Here is an 18,845-nt window from a genome sequence, read left to right as displayed (position 1 = left end):
AGTGCGGATCGTTAACTGAATCCCTAATATATTCGTGTCTACTGCTATTATAAGGGATCTAGTATGCTACACTACCGACGATGCCGCACGCGCAACTCACAGTTGATCTCCCGGAACACACCTGGATCGGAGACCTCTCAACCGCTCATCCGGACGTGGTATTTCAAGTCGTCACGAGTATTCCCGGCGAGAGAACCGGGATCGGACTAGTTCGACTCACGACAGCTGACCCGCTCCCCCTCATTACCGACATTCAGTCACGTGACGACGTCGAGGATCTCGAACTGCTCTGGAAGCACGACGACGAGGCGCTCATCCAGATAGAGACTTCCAATCCGCTCCCGCTTCTCCCGGTCTTGCGAGCTGGTGTCCCGCTCAAGATGCCCTTCGACATTCAGAATGGAGAGGCTACGTGGGAGATGACGACATCGACGAGTCGACTCTCGAGTCTCGGCGATCACCTCGACGATTTGGGCATCGGCTTCGCGATCGAGTACGTCCGCGAGATCGATGCGAGCCAAGCTGACCAGTTACTGACCGACCGACAGCAGGAGGTGCTGCTCGCCGCTGTCGAAGCGGGCTACTACCGCGCACCGCGGGAATCGACGTTGAGCGACGTGGCCGAAGTGCTCGACATCGCGAACGCGACGTGTAGCGACCTGCTCCATCGAGCAGAGGGGCACATCATCCACTGGTTCGTCGAGGAACATATGGACGTGTGACACCCCTACGGCAAAAATCGTGACCGGCTATCCAAACCCATCGTACCGATGTTACTGACGGTTCTAGGCTGATTCCACGGTGAACAGTGAGTCGTCGCTGAGGACTATCTGTACGCGGCGATGCCAGGCGTCAGCGAAGGCCTCTCGTTGCTGGTCGCTCGCTGACCCATCGAGAATCTGCTGGAGGTTTCCGATCGCGGGTCCACCGTCAGGAAGCTTGCTGACGTGGTAGGTCACTTCGATAGTCGCGTCCGTGTCGGTTCGTCGGAAGCGGAACGTCGGGTCCGGAGTGTCCGGGTCTAACGCGTCGAACCGCAAGAGGTCACGGCGTCCGCCGTAGCCGCCGGCGAGTCCGCCGAAGCCGTCGTCTTCGGTCGCGCCGGTCACGTGCGAGACGATGCGGCTCATCACGCCGTATGTGGCGTCGTCCCGGGGACCGGCCGCCTGCACTTCGATCTCGCTTCGGACGGGATCGCTGTCGGGATACAGAGCGTCGAGTCCGAGCTGGGCGATCCGGTAGGCACCCGAGGCGGTCGGACAGGAGTGTCCCGCTTCTTTCACCGCGTCTCGATAGGTGATGACGAACGGGGCACCCGGCTTGAGGACACCGAGTGCTTCCGCGACGGGATCGCGGACGCGGATCGGTTCGACGTCGTATTCGACAGCCCAATTCTCCTCGGTGCGGTTCGTGTCGGTCGGAGTCGTGTTTTCTGACATTGTGAGTCGGTTGCGATCGCTCGTTCGTGATTCGAGTCCGTTCAGTACCGCAGCAGGCGCATGCCGTTGCCGATCACGGCGAGGACGCTGGCCTCGTGGACGAGCATCCCGAGCGCGAGGGTGACGTAGCTCGTCAGCACGCCCGCGAGCAGCATCGTCACCACCACGAGGGCCAGCCCGACGTTTTCGAGGACATTCCAGCGCGTGGCTTTGCTGAGTTTCACCGCGTAGGGGATGCGCTCGAGGTCGTCGGCCATCAACGCGATGTCCGCCGTCTCGATGGCGGTATCCGTCCCGGCTGCACCCATGGCGATGCCGACGTCAGCGGTCGCCAGCGCCGGCGCATCGTTGATGCCGTCGCCGGTCATCGCCACGACGTGCCCATCGGCCTGGTACTCCGTAACGACATCCTGTTTGTTCTCGGGCAGCAACTCGGCGCGGTAGTCGTCGATGCCGATCTCTTCGGCGACCGCGGCCGCGACGCGTTCGTTGTCGCCGGTAAGCATCACCGCCTCGATCCCGGCGTCCCGTAACTCCTGGATGACGCCAGGCGCAGCGTCGCGCAGTTCATCGTGGAGCGCGATAGCGCCGACTACAGTTCCGTTGAGGACGACGTGGATGGCGGTCTCGCCGCGCTCCTCACGGTCGCGGACGTACTCGGCGACGTCGTTCGGAAGGTCGATTCCGCGCTCGTCGAGGAGCGCGCGGTTCCCGACGACGATCTCGCGGTCGTCGTGGTGAGCGACGACGCCCTTCCCGGCGACTACCTCGAAGTCGTCCGGTTCGGAGAGCGAGCCGGTCTCCGTCGGCGACCGAGTGCCCGATTCGGCGGTAGTTGCCCCACCGTCGGTCACGGGGTCCCGGCGGTTCTGGGCCGCATCGAGGATGGCGTCGCCGAGATGGTGTTCGCTCTTCATTTCGGCGATGGCTGCCAGGTCCAGCACCTCGTCGTCATCGGCGTCGAATCCTTCGACGTCGGCGACTGCCGTCTCGCCTTTCGTGAGCGTGCCGGTCTTGTCAAAGGCGACCAGGTCGATCTTACCCGCCTGCTCGAGGTGCTCACCGCCCTTCATGAGAACGCCGTTTCGCGCGGCGTTACCGATGGCCGAGACAATGCTCACCGGCGGCCCGATGACCAGCGCACCGGGACAGCCGATGACCAGCAGCGTTAGCGAGAGGACCGCGTTCTGCGTGACCGCGTACGCTCCGATGGCGAGCGCGATAACGGCCGGGGTGTAGTATTTGGCGAAGCGGTCGATCAGACTCTCGGTCGGCGACTGGGCCTCTTGGGCCCCCTCGACGCGTTGAATGATCCGTTGGAGCGTCGTGTCCGTGCCGGTACCGGTAGTCGTGACTTCCAACGCTCCTTCCTGGTTGACCGTCCCGGCGTAGACCTCGTCGCCGTCGGCCTTGTGGACGGGGGCGCTCTCGCCGGTGACCGGTGCTTGATTGACGGCGCTTTCCCCCTCCACGACGTCGCCGTCGACGGGGATCTTCTCGCCGGGTTTGACGATGACAATCTCGCCCGCTTCGACCTCGCGAGCGGGCACCTCTTTTTGCTCGCCGTCGCGGCGCACGGTGGCCGTATCCGGCGTCATTTCGAGGAGCTCTTCGAGCGCGTTACGCGTCTTGCGCATCGTCCGCCCTTCGAGGTACGATCCCAGCGCGAACAGGAAGACCACCGCGGCGGCTTCCCAGTACGATCCAATAGCGATCGCGCCGACAGCGGCCAGCGTCACCAGCGTCTTGATGCCGAGTGTTCGGCTTTTGACCTCGTAGTAGGCGGTCTTGGCGATGTCGTAGCCGCCGATGATCGCCGCGAGGATCAAGATCGCGGTGCTCGCGGCGTCAAAGCCGGGGACGTAGCCGATACTCCAGCCGCCAGCGTAGAGGAGACCACTCATCGCGACGACGATGGCCTTCCGATGTTGGCGATAGTACTGTTCGATCGATTGGGTATCCATGATCGGTCTCCTTAGGCGGGCTGAGGCGTGTAGCCCTGGTTTTCGATGGTCTGTGCGAAGGCGTTGGGGTCGGAAACGCCGTCGTCGTACTCGATCTCGACGCGACCGGTCGAGTAGTGCACCTCGACGTCTTCGACGCCGTCGACGTTCGAGAGAGCGCGTTCGACGGTGCTTGCACAACTCGGACAGTCAAAATCCAAGACGCGGAACTGCGTTGTGTCGCTCATTACGATTTGAGATAGTGGCCATACCCCAATAAGTATTTTTTAGATGATATGTTTGGGTACGGAAATAGGTTGTTGGAACAGTCAAACGGGTCGTCTAGGGCTTTCGGTCTCGGGGTCCATTCGGGACTGGTTCCTCGGTAGATACCTCTCCGCTCGCATCCCGCCGTTTTTTCCCCCGTGCTCGCGCTCGGTTTTCGTATGAGCAACTCCGGTACCGATCAACGCCTCGACGACATCGCGGTGCGAGACACGCAGGTCTCGGACGCGATCGACGAACCGATGCGGGCGATGATCCTCGATATCCTGTCCGAGGAGGCCCTGACCGCGAGCGAGGTCCACGGGAGCCTCGCCGATCGCGGCATCGACCGAACCGAGAACACGGTTCGACACCACATCAACGAGCTACGGGACGCCGGCCTCGTCGACGTCGTTCGCTTCGAGGAGGGTCGCGGCGGGACGACAAAGTACTACCACGCGAACACGATTGTCCTCTCGTACTCACTCCCGGACTCAGCGGATGCTGCCGTCAAAGAGATGATAGATGCGGTCCAGCCCCAGATCACGGACGCGCTCGCCACGCTCACCGATGAGTACGACGGCGACATCAAGGAAATCGTCGCAGACATGCAGCCCTGCGAGCACTGTCAGACCCAAAAGTACGAGACGTACGTGCTTCTGACCGTCCTCCGTCGTGCGTTCGTTAGCGCTCACAGGGGTTCTTAATGAGAAGACACGGACTGTTAGGATTTCAGTAGACCGGCTCGGTTCAGACCTCGATGGAAGAGGGCGCGCTCATCGGACCAGATCGAGGGTTCCGGTCGAACGGCCGCGCTAGTGGTGGGTCTTTTCATCGCGCTGGAAATTGGTCCGCATTATATGTGTCTCAGAGCACCTACTTGTGCGTATGACCAACGGGATCTACGCCGAACTCGCTCTCTCCACCTGCGACGGCTGTCCCGTTGCAGCCCTCTCGTCCAGCACGCCGATCCAGGAGCTGCAGGTCGATTCGGGCGACGATCGGGTCGATTTCGTCGCCGATGATCCGCCGGACGATCCCCCGTCTGCCATCGACTTCATCGAGTTCGCGGATCGGGCACACGGCCGGTACGAGATTGATCACGAGCATTCGACGACCGACGGTAACCGCACAGCGGACGCCACAGCCACCGACGGTGGAATATCAGTCGCCCCCCCGAACGTCGAGGTTGGCACGGCGGCCGAGCCCGTATCGCCCGATTCCGACGAGGGGATCTGCACCGGATGTTCCTGCGGCGGGCTTCCGGCTGCGTTCGCGAACTTCCCGGCGTCGCCGCGTCGGACGGAGATGGAGAACAGCGAACTGCATGTCTCCTTCGTCCTGAGCGGCCACGAGGAGCTGCAGGCGACAGTTGATGAGTGCGAGGCGGCCGGGCTCGACATCGAACTCCGCCGACTCTGTATCGACCGCGGAAGCGGCGAGGGGGACGGGTGTTCTTCCGATGTGATCCCCGTGGATCTCGCCGGCGTAACCGACAGACAGGCCGAAATCGCAACGGTCGCCGCGGAGAAAGGGTACTTCGAGCCCGACGGCGCGTCCGCCGCCGACGTCGCGGCCGAGTTCGACCTCGCGAAGTCCACGGTATCGGAGCATCTCCGGACCGTGACGGCAGCGCTCTTCTCGCAGACATTCGGAGACGGTACTTAAACCCCCGAACAGTTCGCCGATAGCCACCTCCGTGGTTCGACCGTATTGATCAGTAGCGGGGTCGAACCCATCGGACAAAACCGGTTGACGATCAGTAACACATATTGATCCGCTGGCGGTCAATACGGAGTACTTCTGTACCGACGTGATGGAAAGGTAGTCCATCCCACCGAGGATGGAGACGGAAGTGATTCTCAGCGTAACTTCTCAGAGGCCGTGTCGGTAACGAACAGGAGAACCTGTTCTCCTGGTGTTAAATCATCAACGAGGAGTCCAAACTCGTCATCTCCAGCGAACGAGCGTACACGAGGGGCAGGAGCCTCCTCGTCGTTCCTCTCACAGACGAGCTCAATCGTTCCAGTGTCGTCAGCTCGAAGTGTGAACTCTTGCATGAATCACTCTATCACAGTCTTGCGTATAGATGTACGCACGAATCCGGGTAAATCAGTCGTGTGCAAAGGCCGTGTCGCTCGCTGGCCTCCAGCTACGCTTCGGACCGAGACGCCAAGACGATTAGTGCAGTGCTATTCTCGACGGCATGGGGAGCGATCTCCTGGTCCCCGTCGAAGCGAGCCACGTCGCCTGCCGACAGCTCATGTGTCTCGCCGTCGAGTTCCAACTCGATCGTCCCCTCGATGAGATGGAACACGATTTCGCGGTCGGGATGCGAGTGAGGCGCGACCTCGCCGCCCGCGTCGAGAGTGAGTCTGATCGTCTTCGGTTCAGCGTCGGGGAAGACATTAGCGTGGGGCTGTCCGTCCAGTTCGTTGAGGGTGTGTATCGTCGTCATGTATCGGTCGGATCGAATTCGCCGGTTCGGAGCCCCCGACGGACCGGTTCGTGTTCGGCGTCGGTCGGCGGTGGGGCGGTGACGAGCAACGCTTTGAGCCGCGAATCGTCGTCGGCCTTGACACCGCGGTCGGCATCCGCCTCGATAGTCACGACATCTCCTGGTTCGACGCGGTGTTCCCCATCGCCGTCGCGAACGAGCCCAGTGCCGGACCGAACGTCGATTAGTACGTCACTGGACGGAGCGTGAACCGGGATAAACTGTCCCGGTTCGAAGTAGCCGCAGACGACTTTCATCCGCTCGCTCCGGAACACCTCGACCGCTGAGAACTTCTCGTCGTCGTACGTTCGTTCCGCATCGAAATCGATGGCAGTCATACCGAATCACCCGTTCGGTAGGCGCCGCGGTCATTCGTCCGGACAGCGGGTCGAGCGCCGGCGACGGACGCCTTGCCCGTTTGGTGAATTTTAGGTTGGCCTAAATTCATGCATCTCAACGTGTGGCACGGAGCGGCAACAGGATTGGGACGAACATGTTCCCGTCAGATCGGCCCCCGTCGACGACTACTCGCTTCCACCCTCGTCGTCGGGCGACAGAACCTTGAACGGTCGCATCATGTCGTGATCCTCGTGTTCGATCATGTGACAGTGCCACATGTAGTCCCCCGTCTGATCGGAGAATAGCCCCTCGAACTCCCCGAAGTGTGCGATTACGTGCACCACTTCGCCTGGGTCGACGGTGACCACGTCGTTCCACCCAAGTTCGTACGACTCGGGCCCGTCCAGCGCGTCCAGATCGATGTCGTCTTCAGCCGGATCGTGATCAGCGGCCGACTGTCGTCCCAACACCTGGAAGTGAACGAGGTGGAGATGCATCGGGTGGGACATCCCCGTGAAGTTGGCGAGACTCCAGATCTCGGTGTCGCCGAGCGTCGGGGTCTCGGTGACCGAGTCCGTGAGTTCGTATCCGGTCTTTTCGTTGCGAGTCCCGAGCGCGTAGCGCGGGCGACCGTACTCGTCCGATTGCCGGGCGAGCGTGAGGTAGCGTTCGGTGTCGACAGACTCCATCGGAATCGCGGGTACCTGGGTCAGTTCGGCTGGGAGTTGCGTCGGCTCCGGTTCGCTTTCCGCGGCTGCCACGTCGATAAGCATGACCTCCGGGAGGGGTTCAGCGCCGTCTGCCTCGATCCCGCTCGTGCCACGATACTTCGCCGGGGCGTTATTGTGCAGGAGCAGTGTCTCGCCCGCGTACTCGCTGAAGTCGACGAGGACGTCCGCACGCTGACTCGACCCGAGTTCGAGGCGGCCAGTGGTCTCGACGGGCTCCGAGAGAAGCCCGCCGTCGTTCCCGATCTGGACGAACGGTGGCCCCGCATCGCCCGTGTCGCCCGACTCCTCGTTGTATTCGAGCAGTTTGAGGTTGTAATACCGGCTGTTGGCCCCGTTGAGCAGGCGGAACCGATACCGCTCGGGATCGACTGACAACCGGGGCCACACTTTGCCGTTGACCGTCGACGTATCGCCGTAGAACTGCGGGACGATACTTGGGTCGGGACGTGATTCGTCTTCATCTTTCTGCGTCCCCGGAGTGGCCGTAGGGTAGTACAACGAGCCGTCCTCGTTGAAGCTCCGGTCCTGCAACACGAGCGGGATCTCGTTGTCGCCCGTCGGGAGGTCGAGCTCTCGCTCGTGATCGTTCCGAAGCAGATAGAACCCCGCGAGGCCGGCGTAAACGTTCAACCTGGTGATACCGAGCGAGTGGTCGTGGTACCACAGGGTTGCGGGCGGCTGGTCGTTCGCGTAGTAGTAGTCCTTCTTCTCGAAGTCGGGGCCCGTCCGCTCGAAGTCGCGGGTGAACCACGCCTGCGGTTTCCCGTCGCTCTCGTGTTCGACGTTGCCACCGTGGAGGTGCGGGACGACGCGGGCGCCCGGCTCGTCGTACGGGATGATGTCGCCGTGAATCGTCGGATCCTCCGGGAGCAGGTGTTCGTCCGGCAGGTGGTTCTGCCATCGAACGTAGATCGGTTCGCCCTGTTCGGCTTCGATCGTGGGCCCGGGAAACTGCCCGCCGTAGCCCCACAGGGTCGTCGGCGGAAGGTCGCGGTGGAGCTTCTGTTCGATCTCGGCCATCTCTACCTCGTAGCGAGGCTGACCGTCCTTCGTTCCGTTTGGTTCGATGACCCCCGGGCGAGGTACTTCGTCGACCCACCGTTCGAGATCCGGTGACGTATGGGTCGCGTCGGGTGTTTCTCCCCCATCTTCCGACTCGTCGGCGGCTACCGGGGCGCCAATGCTCTTCGCGGAGCAGCCCGCGAGCGCCGCGGTGCCAGTGATACCCACGGCCGCGAGAAACTTCCGCCGAGCGACGTCGCTTCGAGATCGTCCGACCCTGTCATGCATTACATACACGCTAGCGGGGTTGTCCGGATAGGGGACCGGACAAACCCCACTCTATGAGGTGGGTTCCGAACATGTTCGCCGCCAGAGTGAGGAGTATGAGATGACTCCCGTTATTTCGTCGGCCCTCGGGTATCTTCGATCTGCGGTCCGTCCCGGAGCGAAACGTCGAAGACTATGTCAGCGCTCGAGGGGCCGGTGCTCACTCACCGGTGCCCGAGTCGTACACGTCCGTGTTCGCCTCCCCCGTGACGTCCACGACCGCGAGCGCGCCGCGGCGCCCCGCCCGCGAGAGCGCGTGGTCGACGATCTTGATCGGTCCGGGCACCACCAGATCCATCTCGCCGACGGTCGCCGTCCCCGGGGGAACGGCCGTGGTCTCGACGTATTGCCCCGGCGGCGAGAGGAGGTCGCCGTCGCGGTACAGCCGCGACCAGACGTTGCCGATCGGGTGCCACGAGCAGGACTGGTTCGGGCCGCCGTTCACGAAGAACACGCGAACGGTCTCCCCCACCTCGGCGCCGATCGGTCCGAGCCGGTCCTCGGTGAAGCCGTGGTCGACGCCGTTGAACACGACGTACGTCGGATCTTCGGCGAGCATCGCACCGTGATCGAAGGCGTGGTGGCCCTTCTCGCCGAGGTCGCCTTTGGTGTACAACTCGTGCTGACCGAGGTAGATCTCACGGTCGACCGCCGGCAGTCCCTCCTCGGGCTCGACGAGGATCGCGCCGAACATCCCGGAGCTGACGTGGTGGTCCATCGCCGGCACCGCGCAGTGGTAGGTGAACAGGCCGGGATACGCCGCTTTGAAGCTGAGTTCTGCCGCGTCGTCGCCGGGCACGAGCGTCGTATCGACGGCGCCGCCGCCGGGACCGTACACCGCGTGGAAGTCCACGTTGTGGATGTCGCCGTTGTCGTCGGCCGGCACCTCGAACCGGAGGTTCACGGTGTCGCCCCGGCGGACACGGATCATCGGGCCGGGGACCTGCCCCTCGAAGGTCATGTACTTGAACGTCACGCCCGGCTCGATCTCCGCGACGAGCTCCTTCGTGCGAAGGGTGATGTCGTGTTCGCGCGGCTCGTCCCAGTCTACAGGCGCCGGGACGTCGGTCGGGTCGGCCGCGATCCGGTCGACGTCGACCTCGCGTGCGGGATCGAGTTCCGGCGTTACGTCCGGGGTCGTTTCGGCAGCGGGTGTCGGCTCCGCATTCACGGGTGCGCCGATACAGCCGGCAATGGCGCCGACCGCTCCGATTCCGAGTGCTGCAACCATCTTCCGCCTGCTGAGGTCTTGTGACATGATACTTCCCTACCTCATCCGAGGCGCCCTAGTGACATATATAATATATACTGTTCCCTGATAGTGGGGGAGAAATGCCACTCATCCCCCATATGTGGGATTTTAAATATCCTAATAGATATGACGGATCTGGAATCGATCGGAACTGTCAAACTCAGACCCTGGTCCACGAACACATCCGTGGTGACACAAAGACGAACATATCACGACTGTTCGCACTCGTCGTCAAAATAGCTCTCTGGAACGAGGTTGAACAACCGTGCAACAGCGCGGGCAGTCGCTTGGTTATTTTGAGAACATTGTTTCAGTATTGACTCGAAATCTGCTGTAAGTCGCCAAGCGAGAGTACCCCCAAACAGCCGGACAGTTTGCCGTTGCTCGTCAGTAAGATCGCCGCAATTTTCGAGTTTAGAGAGAGCCTCCTCGATCTCACGCCGTTCGATCCGTGCTGTTCGATGTTGCAATCGTCTCAGGACGCAGTCGGCGTCGACTCCAGTATCAGGAGCATCGTCCCGACAGTTGGGCCGTCGTTCCTTGTTGGACCGTTCAGGAGTCATAATCGAATATAGAGTGGTCTTGGAAAGAGAGTTACTCAATCGTGAGTGAGGATCGGTCTATCGGAAGGGAGTCGCTCTACTCGGTTGCCGTATTCACGGCCTCAAGCAGTTCCTCGTAATCCGGCTCGTTCGTGGGATCGTCTGCAACCCAGCGATACGTCACCGTACCCGTCTCATCGAGTACGAACACTGCTCGGTTCGCGATCCCGTACAATCCGAGCTCTTCAATGTCGATCTCGAGGTCGTATTTCCGGATCACATCACCGCTCATGTCGCTAACGAGATCAAACTCTATTCCGTGTTCGTCGCGGAAGGCACCCTGAGAGAACGGTGAATCGGCGCTCACACCGAAGATCGTCGCTCCGGCGTCCTGAAATGCCTCGAGATTGTCTTGAAGCGCGACCATCTCATTCGTACACGGTGGCGTGAACGCGCCCGGGAAAAACGCAAGCACGGTCGGTCCGTCTCCTATGTGATCTTCCAATTCGAACGTCTCGTGGTCACTCGTTCCACGCGTCGCGGTGAACAGCGGTGCAGTATCTGAACGTTCAAGCATCAGGATTCATTTCTTGTTGTCCAATGAATAAGCTTCACACGAACATATTCGGTGGATCGAGCCCGCTGGAAAATCGTTCCGACCTGACAATTTAGGGGCCGACAGATCCCTCGGAATCAGGTTACTCGTGTCGAATCTCGATATACCACACGTCGGACCCGTCAGACGTCGTTTCGTACTGGAACCCGCGTTCTTCGAGGACCTGATACAACGGCTCTGGTTCGAAGCTGTTGATCAACAGTAGCGTCTCGTCGTCAGGGAGCGCTTCGAGTTCGGCCATGATGTCGCCGAACGGTTCGCCGTCGATCTCTCGGACATCCAGGCGACGATCGGTCTCGTTTCGCTCAGTGGCCATATCCGTTCAAGCATGGACGGGGAGGTGCGTGTTCCCCCGAACGTATTCGGGGACGTACCCGTCGGTGGGTTTCAACACTCTGTTCCTGCGAATGGGCACTGTTCAATTCCAGTTGAGGGGGTCGCAGAACACGTGCTCGACGTTCCGTCGACGAGCACTTGCAGGCGTTCGATCGCCTCGTCCGGAAGAACGTATCCGATTCGGTAACCCACTTCGAGAGGCATATCGAACCCCGTTCGACGGCGGAAGAACGTACGGACGGCGCACTGGCGCGCTTCGAGTTCCAGCGCGACCTCTCTCCCTCGATCGGTGAGCACGACCCCGGCTCGCTTCTCGTATCGGAGGAGCCCGGCGGCGTCGAGTCGCTCGAACATCTCCGTCACGCTCGACGGTGCAACCTCGAGGCGGTCGCTCACCTCTCCAGTCCGAACCCGATCGGTACAGTCGGTACCGAGTCGCCTGATGGTGATAAGATACAGCCCGCCGTTCCGATCGACGCAGGCGGTGGGGCGCGTGCAGCCGCAGACGTCCGCCTGTGAGTAGTCGATAGTCATTACCGTGCGATCGACACGCTCCAGACATGAGGGCACCCCCGAACATGTTCCCGTCTAACGTCAACTCCAGCATGTCTGTCCCTGAGCGCAGTACAGAAGAGACTCGCCACGGGCGGTCGGCCGACTCGAGAGCCGCTATCGGTGAACAGGTTCATTGAGGTGTCAAATCCCGCTAGAAACGGCCCACGCTCGTCGACGCACCGCCTCCTCTGTCCCAGTAGGAAGATACGCGGCCAACGGAAGGGGAACATCTTCGGTGGTACTGTCAGGTGTGCGGAGCCCGTACCCACGTCCATGGGCGCGATCCCGGGTAACATCGAGACGGACCAACAGCCCCCGATGACGGTCCCATTACGACACTTCGTCGTCGGGCTCGCCTTTCTCGTCGCGGGTATCGGGATCGGGATCGGCTTACACCTGAACGCCGTCCCGGGACTGGGTCAGCTCGCTCACGTCCACCTCCTGTTGGCCGGGTGGATCTGTATCACGATCATGGGGGCGATGACGCAGTTCGTGCCCGTTTGGTCAGGAGCGACCCTCCACTCGCGGCGGCTCGCGAATCTGCAGTTGGGACTAGTCGTCGCCGGCCTCTCCGGGTTCGTCGTCGCGTTTCTCCTGGTCGAGATGAGGTGGCTGATCCCGTTCGCAGCGCTCATGCTCGTCGGTTTCTGGGCCTTCGCGTACAACATCATCCGAACGCTCGGCACGGTGGAGGAGTACGACGTGACCGAACGACACTTTCTCGGCGCGCTCGGCTTTTTTCTCCTGTTGACCGTTCTCGGCGTCCTCCTCGCGATCGATTTCACCGTTCCGACGTTCTCGCGGATCGGCGCCAGCCGGTCCGGGGTGGTGGGCGCCCACGCGACCCTCGCGGTGTTCGGTGCCGTGCTCACAACGGTATACGGTGCGCTGTACCAGCTCGGGACAATGTTCACGCAGACGGAGCTCCACGGGATCGATCACCGGCTTCGGTCCATCGAGGAGATCGCGCATCCTACCGGCGTGGTCGTGCTCGCGGTCGGTCGGCTCGTGGCTCATGCCCCTACTGCGCGGGTCGGCGGTCTGTTGATCCTGGTCGCCGCGTCGGTGTTCTGTCTCGTTTTGGCACGCAAACTGTACGAGATGCAGGTTGAGCGGACCCCGATGCACACACGGTACATGGTGGCAGCCGGCGCACTCGCGCTGTGGATCGCCGTCACAGTACCCGCGTGGATATCTGACCCGTTGACGCGTGAGCATCTGCTCGGCGCAGCGAACGCCGGCCATCTACTGTTGTTGGGTGCGATCGGGTTCGTCGTCGTGGGGACGCTCTATCACATCATCCCCTTCGTCATCTGGGTCAACCGGTACAGCGATCTATTAGGGTTAGAGGACGTCCCGATGATCGACGACCTCTACGACGATCGGATCGCTGCGATCGACGGGGGACTCCTCGGGGCCGGAAGCGTACTGATCGTGGGTACGAACCTCCTGGAAGTCGCCGGAGCACCGGCGCTCCTTGGCGGACTGCTAGTGGGCGTCGGCGTCGTGGCATTCGTGTCCAACATGGTACTCGTGTTGGTCCGTCACAGCCCGCACTCGATCGATCGGATCGTGTTGGGTTCATTCTCGCCGCGCCGAGCGCGCGATCTTGATGAGGCGGCCGACGATTAGATTTGCCAGCAGAAAGCCCGGAGATCGTCCTGAGCTTCTGACAACACTCATGAACACGGGATCAACTGGACTCCGGATGTGGACACAACGCTTCACGGTGGCGAGCGTCGGGTCGTTCGTGGGCTCGCTTCTCGCACTGCTCGGTGGGGCAGATGAGGTCGCCGTCCTGCTCGGCGTGTTCGGCTTCGTCTGTCCGATGGTGTTCGGGATGGCGTACCTTTTGCTCCCCTCGTACGTCGGCGAGACGCTCGTCGATCAGCGACTCGCCGGGATTCACTTCGGGCTCGCCTATGTCGGTGTCACTCTTCTCGTGGCGGATCAGTTCGTTACGGCGGGGATTCTCCTGAGGCCCCTTGGTGTGACGCTCTGGACGACCGGTGTCCTCATTTTCGTTGGGTCGTTGCTGGCGACTGTCGGTCCGACGGCGGTCAGTACAGTAGCTGGGACACTTGGAGAAAGTGGACGATCCCAACGCACGACCCGACTTGCCACAGCGATGATACCGGTTGCCGTCGGCTATCTCGTCGTCGGAACAGTTGCTTTCTTCGTGACCGACGTCTCGCGGGGGATCGGGACAGTCACAGTAGCACAGGTCACCCACTACTACCTTACCGGGTTCGCAGCGCTGCTCATCTACGCGCTCGGCACACGGCTGCTGACGGCTTTTTTCCACGTCTCGCTACCTCGCGCCGTCGTCTGGCTCGTGCTCATGGCTGGAGCCATCGCACCGGCCTTTCTGGGAACGTTCCTCTGGATCGATCCGTGGTTCCGGGTCGGCGGCGTATTCGCGACACTCGCAATGCTCGGGTATGTGGGCCTCGTACTGTTTGTCGTTCTGAAAACGAATCGCAGACGGGTCGGCATATCGGGGATCGCACTCGGTGCGATCGCGGGAGGGACCGCCGTCGTGTCGGTAGTTCCGGTGGCGTTCGGATTCGGGAACCCGATGTCGCTTGCCGTTCATCGAACGCTCATCCTAGCCGGGTTCTTTCCGCTCACAATCGTCGGATACGCGTACCTATTCTTCCCAATTACCGGCGGTCAGTTCACGGGGGCGAACCCACAAACGGCCCGTGCGACGATCGGGGTGCTCGGAGCCGGCGTCGCGGTACAATCGGTGGGAGTTGCCCTTCAGTACGAACCGGTACGCGTGATCGGAATTCTCGGGTCCGTAATCGGGGCGATCGGATGTGGCTACCTCCTCGGACGCCGGTTTGTGAACAGTTGATACCCGATCGATCGAAGACGAGGGCCCGACCGTTTTCGGGCGAGGAGACCGCTATCCGAACATGTACGGGAGTAGGAGTACCCCTCACGATCTCGAACAAATAGGTATGCCCAGCTTTCCGTCTCCGTTCGGGTCCGACGACGGCGACCTGTTCGACGGGTACGACGAGTTCGTTTCGGACCACGTCCCGAGACCGGGTGAGTTCCTTGAGCCCCATGATTTGCTCACCGGGGCGGACCACGTCGCGTTTCACCGCCTCACGCGCGACTGCTTCGAGGAGCGAAAGGTGTACGATATGACGTTCAACTACAATCTCGCCCGGCTGAATCTCGACACGCGGCACACGGGCGCCGGCTACCGCTACGCCGTCGAACGCGACGACGCTGATGACGCCGTCGAGGCGGACGACATCGACCGCGTACTCCGTGCCGAGTTCACGCCGACGACTCCATTCTGTCCACAGACCCACACGCTGACGATCGGGTCGTTCCGCGCGTGGAATGGGCTCTCTGAACGACATGAGTACGATCTCATCCGCGTCCGCGCGGCACCCATGCACCACCAGAGCGAGGCGATCAACGAGCAGCTCGCCGACCTCGAGCAGACGTATCTCGAGACGGGAGACGTGACCGCCGATCCGGGGGGCGACACCGAAATCGGGTCGAACCCGATGGAACGGTCGATGGAAAACGAGGGACTGAGCCGCGGATCGCCGGACGCTCCGTTCTGAAAGGATCTGGTCCCCCCAGGGCAACGGCCACTGCGCGGTCGGTACCGCAATCCGCGGTCTCGCTCCGGATCAGTCCGTTTTCGAAACCGCCTCGTCAGAACGGTGCGTTCGGATCCTCCGCGACAGTCGGGTCGTCGTCATGCGTTTCGGCCTTCCCGATCAGCACCCTGAACTCGCCGGGATCACGCTTGCGGTACTCCCAGTAGAACTCCGGGCCAGCTTCGGCGTCGAACTGGTGGTACAGCGGCTTCGGGTCGTGGTCGTTCACGAGGGTAAATCCCGCTCCGTCGTCGAGGTCCGCGTACGCCTCGAAGATCTTCTCGTGGCGTTGCGCAGGTGGAAGGTCGCGGACGTCGAGCTCAGCCGTACTCTCTGGGATCTCGACGGACGCTTCCGCGGACACCTCGTCATTGTCAGACATCGTAGATGTGAGATCCTCATCGTCAGCTGTGGATTCACTTCGTTCAGCCTTCGTGATCTGTACCCGACAGCGACCGGGCTCCTTTTCGACGACCTCCCAGTCGAACGTGTCATCATATTGCTCCCGAAACTCGCGACGGAGCGGTCGCGGCTCGTGTGGAGCGATGAGCTCCATCGTCTCCCCGTCGGGTATCATTCCGTACCGGTGGTGGATCGTCTCGTGGCGATCCGGCTTCGGGATCTCCCGGACATCGTATCGCGTGATTACGCCCTCGTTGTCGGCTATCGAAGCGTCGGTCTTCACGATTTTGACGCGCCACTCACCCGACTCACGACTTGTATACTCCCAATCGATGACATCGCCGTGCATCGATCGAAGTTCGTAGTAGAGCGGCTTCGGATCGTGGTCGTTGACCAGTACGAACCCCTCGCCGGGGCCGAGGCGATTAAACGTATCGAGCAACACCTCGTGTCGCCGTTGCGGTATCAGGTCACGCACGTCGAACGTCCCTAACTCATCGTCACCGAGTGGTTTCTGTTTGGACACCCGAACCTCGCGGGGCTCCGCGTCAGGATCCTCGTGGTCCCAGTCAAGGGCGTAGTCCCGTTCGATCTGATACTGGATCAGATGAGCGTCGATATCTCGATCAGAGATAACGAGGACTTCGGTACCCGTCTCAATCTCGTCGAACGCGTCGTCGATCCGGTCTTGGAACTCGCGAGGCGAGGAATCCCGCAGGTCGATTTCGGTAACCATCTCTCGGATCGAGTACGGTCGCGAAGGAAGATGGTCCCTCAGCCGAACTTGTTCGGGACATCCGTGAAACGAGACGGAATTGAGATCTGAATTATCGGATGCTCACCAATCCAGTACAAGAGTTTCGGCCGCTTTCGAAAGACAAGTCCGACCCATGAATTCGGTAACGCTTTCGCGAACGATCGACGCGCCTCCGACTGTTGTCCGCGAATCGATGAACGAACTCGATCAGTTCATGCGAGCGTCGGGGTTCGATGAGGTTCACGTAGACGGCGAAACGGTTCGCGTCGCGAACGAAATGGGGATCGCGACTATCGAACTCACGCTTGAACTCGTTGACCGTCCTGACGCCGACCTCGCCTACGAACAGCGCAAGGGCATCTTCGAGGAGATGCGGACAGCGTACACCGTCACATCAGATCCTAACGGGAGCGAAGTGGTCGCAACGACGGAGTTCGCGCTTGACGTTGCGATCATCGGAGATGTACTTGACTCAACGATCATCAAACGCCAACGGCGAAAGGAACTCACGGCTCAGGTCGATTGGCTTGAAGAGGGGACAAGCTTAAACGAAGGTGAGGAGTGACTAGACGACTTCCCAGATGATGTCCCGTCGAAGATCACGATCAAGGAGATCAACGATAATCGCTACTATCAGCGATTCCCATAGATCGCTGTCAAGGCGGCCCTGCCAGAAATCGATATCCTCGCGGACGATCGATTGGACTCCCCACAGAACAATCCGACTCTCATCCGGGATCCCACCACGAAGCCAACTCTCACCGGGGATGTCGATTAGGCCGTCCATCCAAGATTTCGACGTCAACGTGAGCGCGATATACTGATCGCCGTAGAACGGACGGCCTTCGTGATTCGAGAGAATGATCCATGGCCGAGCATCTCTCTCACCTTTGAACGGATCATCCCCGTAGACGACGTCGCCACGCTCGAAAATCGGTCTCTCTTCGTCGGTCACTGTTCGTCCTCGACGCTCGGATGTGGTTCCTCGGGTGCGTGTTCGCGCCAGGACTCCTTGTCCTCTGTACCGAGTCGCTGGTTGAACAGGGCGGTCGCTCGTTCGTACCCGCTGTATCCGTCGAGTCGCTCTGTGTCGTCGGTTATCGCCCAGTACGTCGCTTTGTGTTCGACGAGATCGCGGTCCTTCAGTCTCGAGAGCGCGGTGCTGACCGCGCCCTCATCGAGACCGATCTGAGAGGCGATTTCGCGGGCCTTGAACGCGCGATCATCGTTGGCGGCGAGAAATCCCAGCACCTGATCCGGGACGGAAAGTTCCTCGAGTTCGTCCTCGCTCGTCTTCTCGAAGGTATCTCGGTCGATGGACATCGTTGAGCAGAAATACGGTGTCAATCGTAATGAGTGTTAGGTGCGAAAGCGACGAAATTGCTGAAGGGGATACTCCGCCCGTAGCCTCGTCGAAGCAGTTCGAGAATCGTATACATTGAGACGGCCAGTCTCAACTACCACGCTCCTGGTGGTTGCACTAAGAGCTCTCTCGGACTGATGTAGATGTATTTGATCAGGATTCAGTACACTTACTCCGGTTTGAATCTACTGTAAGTGTATTCGATCGGGGTTTAGTACACTTATCCGGGTTGAGAATCATCTGTATTGTAATGAACCCCGCTGAGTTCGAAGATGGACCTGGTCGGATCGAGCCACACAACGGACTCCCCTGCTACAATCCGGCAAGCCTCCCTCCAGAGCTTGAACTCACTTCGGAGATTCTCGATGCCTACGGCGACGCTCTCTACGCGCTCGGCCAGCTTTCGACCCTTCACGACCACATCGAAAACGAGAACCTCCTGCTCGCCCCGTTCGTGGCCCGAGAAGCGGCGATGAGCTCGCAGATCGAAGGCACCGCAGTCACCGTCTCGGACATCATCCTCCACGAGCCAGACGACGACCCTGAACGGGAAGCAGCATCCGAACGAGACATCCGAGAGGCGTACAACTACGTCGAAGCTATCCAGATGGGGTTCAATCGGCTCGAACAGGGCGAGAGTATCGACCGCACCCTCCTCTGTGAACTCCACGAATCGCTCCTACTCGATGTTCGTGGTGAAGACAAGCGTCCTGGCACCATCCGAGATACCCCTGTCATCATCGGTCCGAACCAGAACCCCGAGGACGCACAGTTCATCCCGGCCCACCCGGCCCACGTGTCGATGCTACTCGATCAGCTCATCGCGTACAACCCGATGGATAACTACCCGC

At 60.9% G+C, this 18,845-nt stretch carries 22 protein-coding genes and 1 pseudogene; 8 read left to right on the top strand and 15 right to left on the bottom strand.

The window, feature by feature from the left end:
* Positions 1 to 80: 80 nt before the first annotated feature.
* On the top strand, positions 81 to 722 hold the full coding sequence (locus DJ70_RS05295) for a helix-turn-helix domain-containing protein (protein WP_094530832.1): 642 nt from the start codon (positions 81 to 83) through the stop codon (positions 720 to 722).
* Between the two features lie 63 nt (positions 723 to 785).
* Here DJ70_RS05295 and DJ70_RS18020 read toward each other — a convergent pair whose 3' ends face one another.
* The 3 genes from DJ70_RS18020 to DJ70_RS05280 are packed head-to-tail and all read right to left on the bottom strand — an operon-like array spanning position 786 to position 3,630.
* Positions 786 to 1,439: a hypothetical protein gene (locus DJ70_RS18020; protein ID WP_094530830.1), complete on the bottom strand. Its 654-nt coding sequence runs from the start codon at positions 1,437 to 1,439 to the stop codon at positions 786 to 788.
* Between the two features lie 41 nt (positions 1,440 to 1,480).
* Positions 1,481 to 3,403, bottom strand: a complete 1,923-nt coding sequence (locus DJ70_RS05285; protein WP_094530828.1) for a heavy metal translocating P-type ATPase — start codon at positions 3,401 to 3,403, stop codon at positions 1,481 to 1,483.
* 11 nt (positions 3,404 to 3,414) lie between these two features.
* Complete coding sequence (locus DJ70_RS05280; RefSeq protein ID WP_094530826.1) at positions 3,415 to 3,630, bottom strand: heavy-metal-associated domain-containing protein; 216 nt, start codon at positions 3,628 to 3,630, stop codon at positions 3,415 to 3,417.
* A 198-nt stretch (positions 3,631 to 3,828) separates the two neighbouring features.
* On the opposite strand from DJ70_RS05280, the gene DJ70_RS05275 reads away from it, so the two are divergent.
* On the top strand, positions 3,829 to 4,353 hold the full coding sequence (locus DJ70_RS05275; RefSeq protein ID WP_094530824.1) for an ArsR/SmtB family transcription factor: 525 nt from the start codon (positions 3,829 to 3,831) through the stop codon (positions 4,351 to 4,353).
* Between the two features lie 181 nt (positions 4,354 to 4,534).
* Positions 4,535 to 5,314 (top strand): helix-turn-helix domain-containing protein, encoded by a 780-nt coding sequence (locus tag DJ70_RS05270; protein WP_094530822.1) that lies wholly within the window; start codon positions 4,535 to 4,537, stop codon positions 5,312 to 5,314.
* Between the two features lie 194 nt (positions 5,315 to 5,508).
* Here DJ70_RS05270 and DJ70_RS05265 read toward each other — a convergent pair whose 3' ends face one another.
* The 9 genes from DJ70_RS05265 to DJ70_RS05225 form a co-directional block, all read right to left on the bottom strand.
* Positions 5,509 to 5,706, bottom strand: a complete 198-nt coding sequence (locus DJ70_RS05265; RefSeq protein ID WP_094530820.1) for a hypothetical protein — start codon at positions 5,704 to 5,706, stop codon at positions 5,509 to 5,511.
* Positions 5,707 to 5,798: 92 nt separating this feature from the next.
* On the bottom strand, positions 5,799 to 6,104 hold the full coding sequence (locus DJ70_RS05260) for a cupin domain-containing protein (protein WP_094530818.1): 306 nt from the start codon (positions 6,102 to 6,104) through the stop codon (positions 5,799 to 5,801).
* Positions 6,101 to 6,481, bottom strand: coding sequence for a cupin domain-containing protein (locus DJ70_RS05255; RefSeq protein WP_094530816.1), 381 nt, complete (start codon positions 6,479 to 6,481; stop codon positions 6,101 to 6,103). Before DJ70_RS05255 ends, DJ70_RS05260 begins: the two co-directional genes overlap by 4 nt.
* Before the next feature lie 186 nt (positions 6,482 to 6,667).
* Complete coding sequence (locus DJ70_RS05250) at positions 6,668 to 8,503, bottom strand: multicopper oxidase family protein (RefSeq protein WP_094530814.1); 1,836 nt, start codon at positions 8,501 to 8,503, stop codon at positions 6,668 to 6,670.
* 199 nt (positions 8,504 to 8,702) lie between these two features.
* Positions 8,703 to 9,773, bottom strand: coding sequence for a copper-containing nitrite reductase (gene nirK, locus DJ70_RS05245; RefSeq protein ID WP_179233977.1), 1,071 nt, complete (start codon positions 9,771 to 9,773; stop codon positions 8,703 to 8,705).
* A gap of 230 nt (positions 9,774 to 10,003) precedes the next feature.
* Positions 10,004 to 10,357: a hypothetical protein gene (locus DJ70_RS05240; protein WP_094530810.1), complete on the bottom strand. Its 354-nt coding sequence runs from the start codon at positions 10,355 to 10,357 to the stop codon at positions 10,004 to 10,006.
* Between the two features lie 76 nt (positions 10,358 to 10,433).
* Complete coding sequence (locus tag DJ70_RS05235) at positions 10,434 to 10,913, bottom strand: redoxin domain-containing protein (protein ID WP_094530808.1); 480 nt, start codon at positions 10,911 to 10,913, stop codon at positions 10,434 to 10,436.
* A 121-nt stretch (positions 10,914 to 11,034) separates the two neighbouring features.
* The gene (locus DJ70_RS05230) at positions 11,035 to 11,268 is read right to left on the bottom strand and encodes a DUF2249 domain-containing protein (RefSeq protein ID WP_094530806.1); all 234 of its coding nucleotides are present in this window, start codon (positions 11,266 to 11,268) and stop codon (positions 11,035 to 11,037) included.
* A 71-nt stretch (positions 11,269 to 11,339) separates the two neighbouring features.
* The gene (locus DJ70_RS05225) at positions 11,340 to 11,822 is read right to left on the bottom strand and encodes a metal-dependent transcriptional regulator (RefSeq protein ID WP_094530804.1); all 483 of its coding nucleotides are present in this window, start codon (positions 11,820 to 11,822) and stop codon (positions 11,340 to 11,342) included.
* Positions 11,823 to 12,116: 294 nt separating this feature from the next.
* Here DJ70_RS05225 and DJ70_RS05220 point away from each other — a divergent pair, with 294 nt between their 5' ends.
* The 3 genes from DJ70_RS05220 to DJ70_RS05210 all read left to right on the top strand — a co-directional run bounded on the left by DJ70_RS05220 (position 12,117) and on the right by DJ70_RS05210 (position 15,433).
* A complete protein-coding gene (locus DJ70_RS05220; RefSeq protein ID WP_094530802.1) occupies positions 12,117 to 13,475 on the top strand; it encodes a hypothetical protein in 1,359 nt (452 codons plus the stop codon).
* Positions 13,476 to 13,551: 76 nt separating this feature from the next.
* Positions 13,552 to 14,703 carry a hypothetical protein gene (locus DJ70_RS05215; protein ID WP_218827787.1) on the top strand — a complete coding sequence of 384 codons (1,152 nt, stop codon included), beginning with the start codon at positions 13,552 to 13,554 and terminating at the stop codon, positions 14,701 to 14,703.
* Positions 14,704 to 14,809: 106 nt separating this feature from the next.
* Positions 14,810 to 15,433 carry a hypothetical protein gene (locus tag DJ70_RS05210; RefSeq protein WP_094530798.1) on the top strand — a complete coding sequence of 208 codons (624 nt, stop codon included), beginning with the start codon at positions 14,810 to 14,812 and terminating at the stop codon, positions 15,431 to 15,433.
* Positions 15,434 to 15,527: 94 nt separating this feature from the next.
* On the opposite strand, the gene DJ70_RS05205 is transcribed toward DJ70_RS05210, so the two are convergent.
* Positions 15,528 to 16,610 (bottom strand): DUF2249 domain-containing protein, encoded by a 1,083-nt coding sequence (locus DJ70_RS05205; protein ID WP_094530796.1) that lies wholly within the window; start codon positions 16,608 to 16,610, stop codon positions 15,528 to 15,530.
* A gap of 154 nt (positions 16,611 to 16,764) precedes the next feature.
* On the opposite strand from DJ70_RS05205, the gene DJ70_RS05200 reads away from it, so the two are divergent.
* The gene (locus DJ70_RS05200; protein WP_094530794.1) at positions 16,765 to 17,196 is read left to right on the top strand and encodes an SRPBCC family protein; all 432 of its coding nucleotides are present in this window, start codon (positions 16,765 to 16,767) and stop codon (positions 17,194 to 17,196) included.
* Between the two features lie 45 nt (positions 17,197 to 17,241).
* Here DJ70_RS05200 and DJ70_RS05195 read toward each other — a convergent pair.
* Together DJ70_RS05195 and DJ70_RS05190 are read right to left on the bottom strand one after the other, a co-directional pair.
* Positions 17,242 to 17,586, bottom strand: a pseudogene (locus DJ70_RS05195) (type II toxin-antitoxin system PemK/MazF family toxin); the annotation flags it as partial.
* Positions 17,583 to 17,954 (bottom strand): MarR family transcriptional regulator, encoded by a 372-nt coding sequence (locus DJ70_RS05190; protein WP_094530790.1) that lies wholly within the window; start codon positions 17,952 to 17,954, stop codon positions 17,583 to 17,585. The gene DJ70_RS05190 and the pseudogene DJ70_RS05195, both read right to left, overlap by 4 nt.
* 290 nt (positions 17,955 to 18,244) lie before the next feature.
* Between DJ70_RS05190 and DJ70_RS05185 the strand changes: the two genes are divergently transcribed.
* Positions 18,245 to 18,845, top strand: a 601-nt coding sequence (locus tag DJ70_RS05185; RefSeq protein ID WP_275542347.1) for a Fic family protein, incomplete at its 3' end; no start/stop codon positions are given.

Origin of the sequence: Halorubrum halodurans (assembly GCF_002252985.1) — an archaeon.
In the GTDB taxonomy this organism is placed as follows: Archaea; Halobacteriota; Halobacteria; order Halobacteriales; family Haloferacaceae; genus Halorubrum; species Halorubrum halodurans.
The sequence above is the reverse complement of the archived record's forward strand: the minus strand, read 5'-3'. Positions and strand labels throughout refer to the sequence as shown.

Bases quoted from the DNA above. Each gene is read 5' to 3' on its own strand.
- DJ70_RS05240 (WP_094530810.1), bottom strand. From the start codon at position 10,357: ATGACTCCTGAACGGTCCAACAAGGAACGACGGCCCAACTGTCGGGAC.
- DJ70_RS05275 (WP_094530824.1), top strand. From the start codon at position 3,829: ATGAGCAACTCCGGTACCGATCAACGCCTCGACGACATCGCGGTGCGA.
- DJ70_RS05250 (WP_094530814.1), bottom strand. From the start codon at position 8,503: ATGCATGACAGGGTCGGACGATCTCGAAGCGACGTCGCTCGGCGGAAG.
- DJ70_RS05295 (WP_094530832.1), top strand. From the start codon at position 81: ATGCCGCACGCGCAACTCACAGTTGATCTCCCGGAACACACCTGGATC.
- DJ70_RS05190 (WP_094530790.1), bottom strand. From the start codon at position 17,954: ATGTCCATCGACCGAGATACCTTCGAGAAGACGAGCGAGGACGAACTC.
- DJ70_RS05205 (WP_094530796.1), bottom strand. From the start codon at position 16,610: ATGGTTACCGAAATCGACCTGCGGGATTCCTCGCCTCGCGAGTTCCAA.
- DJ70_RS05280 (WP_094530826.1), bottom strand. From the start codon at position 3,630: ATGAGCGACACAACGCAGTTCCGCGTCTTGGATTTTGACTGTCCGAGT.
- DJ70_RS05200 (WP_094530794.1), top strand. From the start codon at position 16,765: ATGAATTCGGTAACGCTTTCGCGAACGATCGACGCGCCTCCGACTGTT.
- DJ70_RS05270 (WP_094530822.1), top strand. From the start codon at position 4,535: ATGACCAACGGGATCTACGCCGAACTCGCTCTCTCCACCTGCGACGGC.
- DJ70_RS05235 (WP_094530808.1), bottom strand. From the start codon at position 10,913: ATGCTTGAACGTTCAGATACTGCACCGCTGTTCACCGCGACGCGTGGA.
- DJ70_RS05260 (WP_094530818.1), bottom strand. From the start codon at position 6,104: ATGACGACGATACACACCCTCAACGAACTGGACGGACAGCCCCACGCT.
- DJ70_RS05265 (WP_094530820.1), bottom strand. From the start codon at position 5,706: ATGCAAGAGTTCACACTTCGAGCTGACGACACTGGAACGATTGAGCTC.
- DJ70_RS05285 (WP_094530828.1), bottom strand. From the start codon at position 3,403: ATGGATACCCAATCGATCGAACAGTACTATCGCCAACATCGGAAGGCC.
- nirK (WP_179233977.1), bottom strand. From the start codon at position 9,773: ATGGTTGCAGCACTCGGAATCGGAGCGGTCGGCGCCATTGCCGGCTGT.
- DJ70_RS05230 (WP_094530806.1), bottom strand. From the start codon at position 11,268: ATGGCCACTGAGCGAAACGAGACCGATCGTCGCCTGGATGTCCGAGAG.
- DJ70_RS05225 (WP_094530804.1), bottom strand. From the start codon at position 11,822: ATGACTATCGACTACTCACAGGCGGACGTCTGCGGCTGCACGCGCCCC.
- DJ70_RS18020 (WP_094530830.1), bottom strand. From the start codon at position 1,439: ATGTCAGAAAACACGACTCCGACCGACACGAACCGCACCGAGGAGAAT.
- DJ70_RS05210 (WP_094530798.1), top strand. From the start codon at position 14,810: ATGCCCAGCTTTCCGTCTCCGTTCGGGTCCGACGACGGCGACCTGTTC.
- DJ70_RS05215 (WP_218827787.1), top strand. From the start codon at position 13,552: ATGTGGACACAACGCTTCACGGTGGCGAGCGTCGGGTCGTTCGTGGGC.
- DJ70_RS05255 (WP_094530816.1), bottom strand. From the start codon at position 6,481: ATGACTGCCATCGATTTCGATGCGGAACGAACGTACGACGACGAGAAG.
- DJ70_RS05220 (WP_094530802.1), top strand. From the start codon at position 12,117: ATGGGCGCGATCCCGGGTAACATCGAGACGGACCAACAGCCCCCGATG.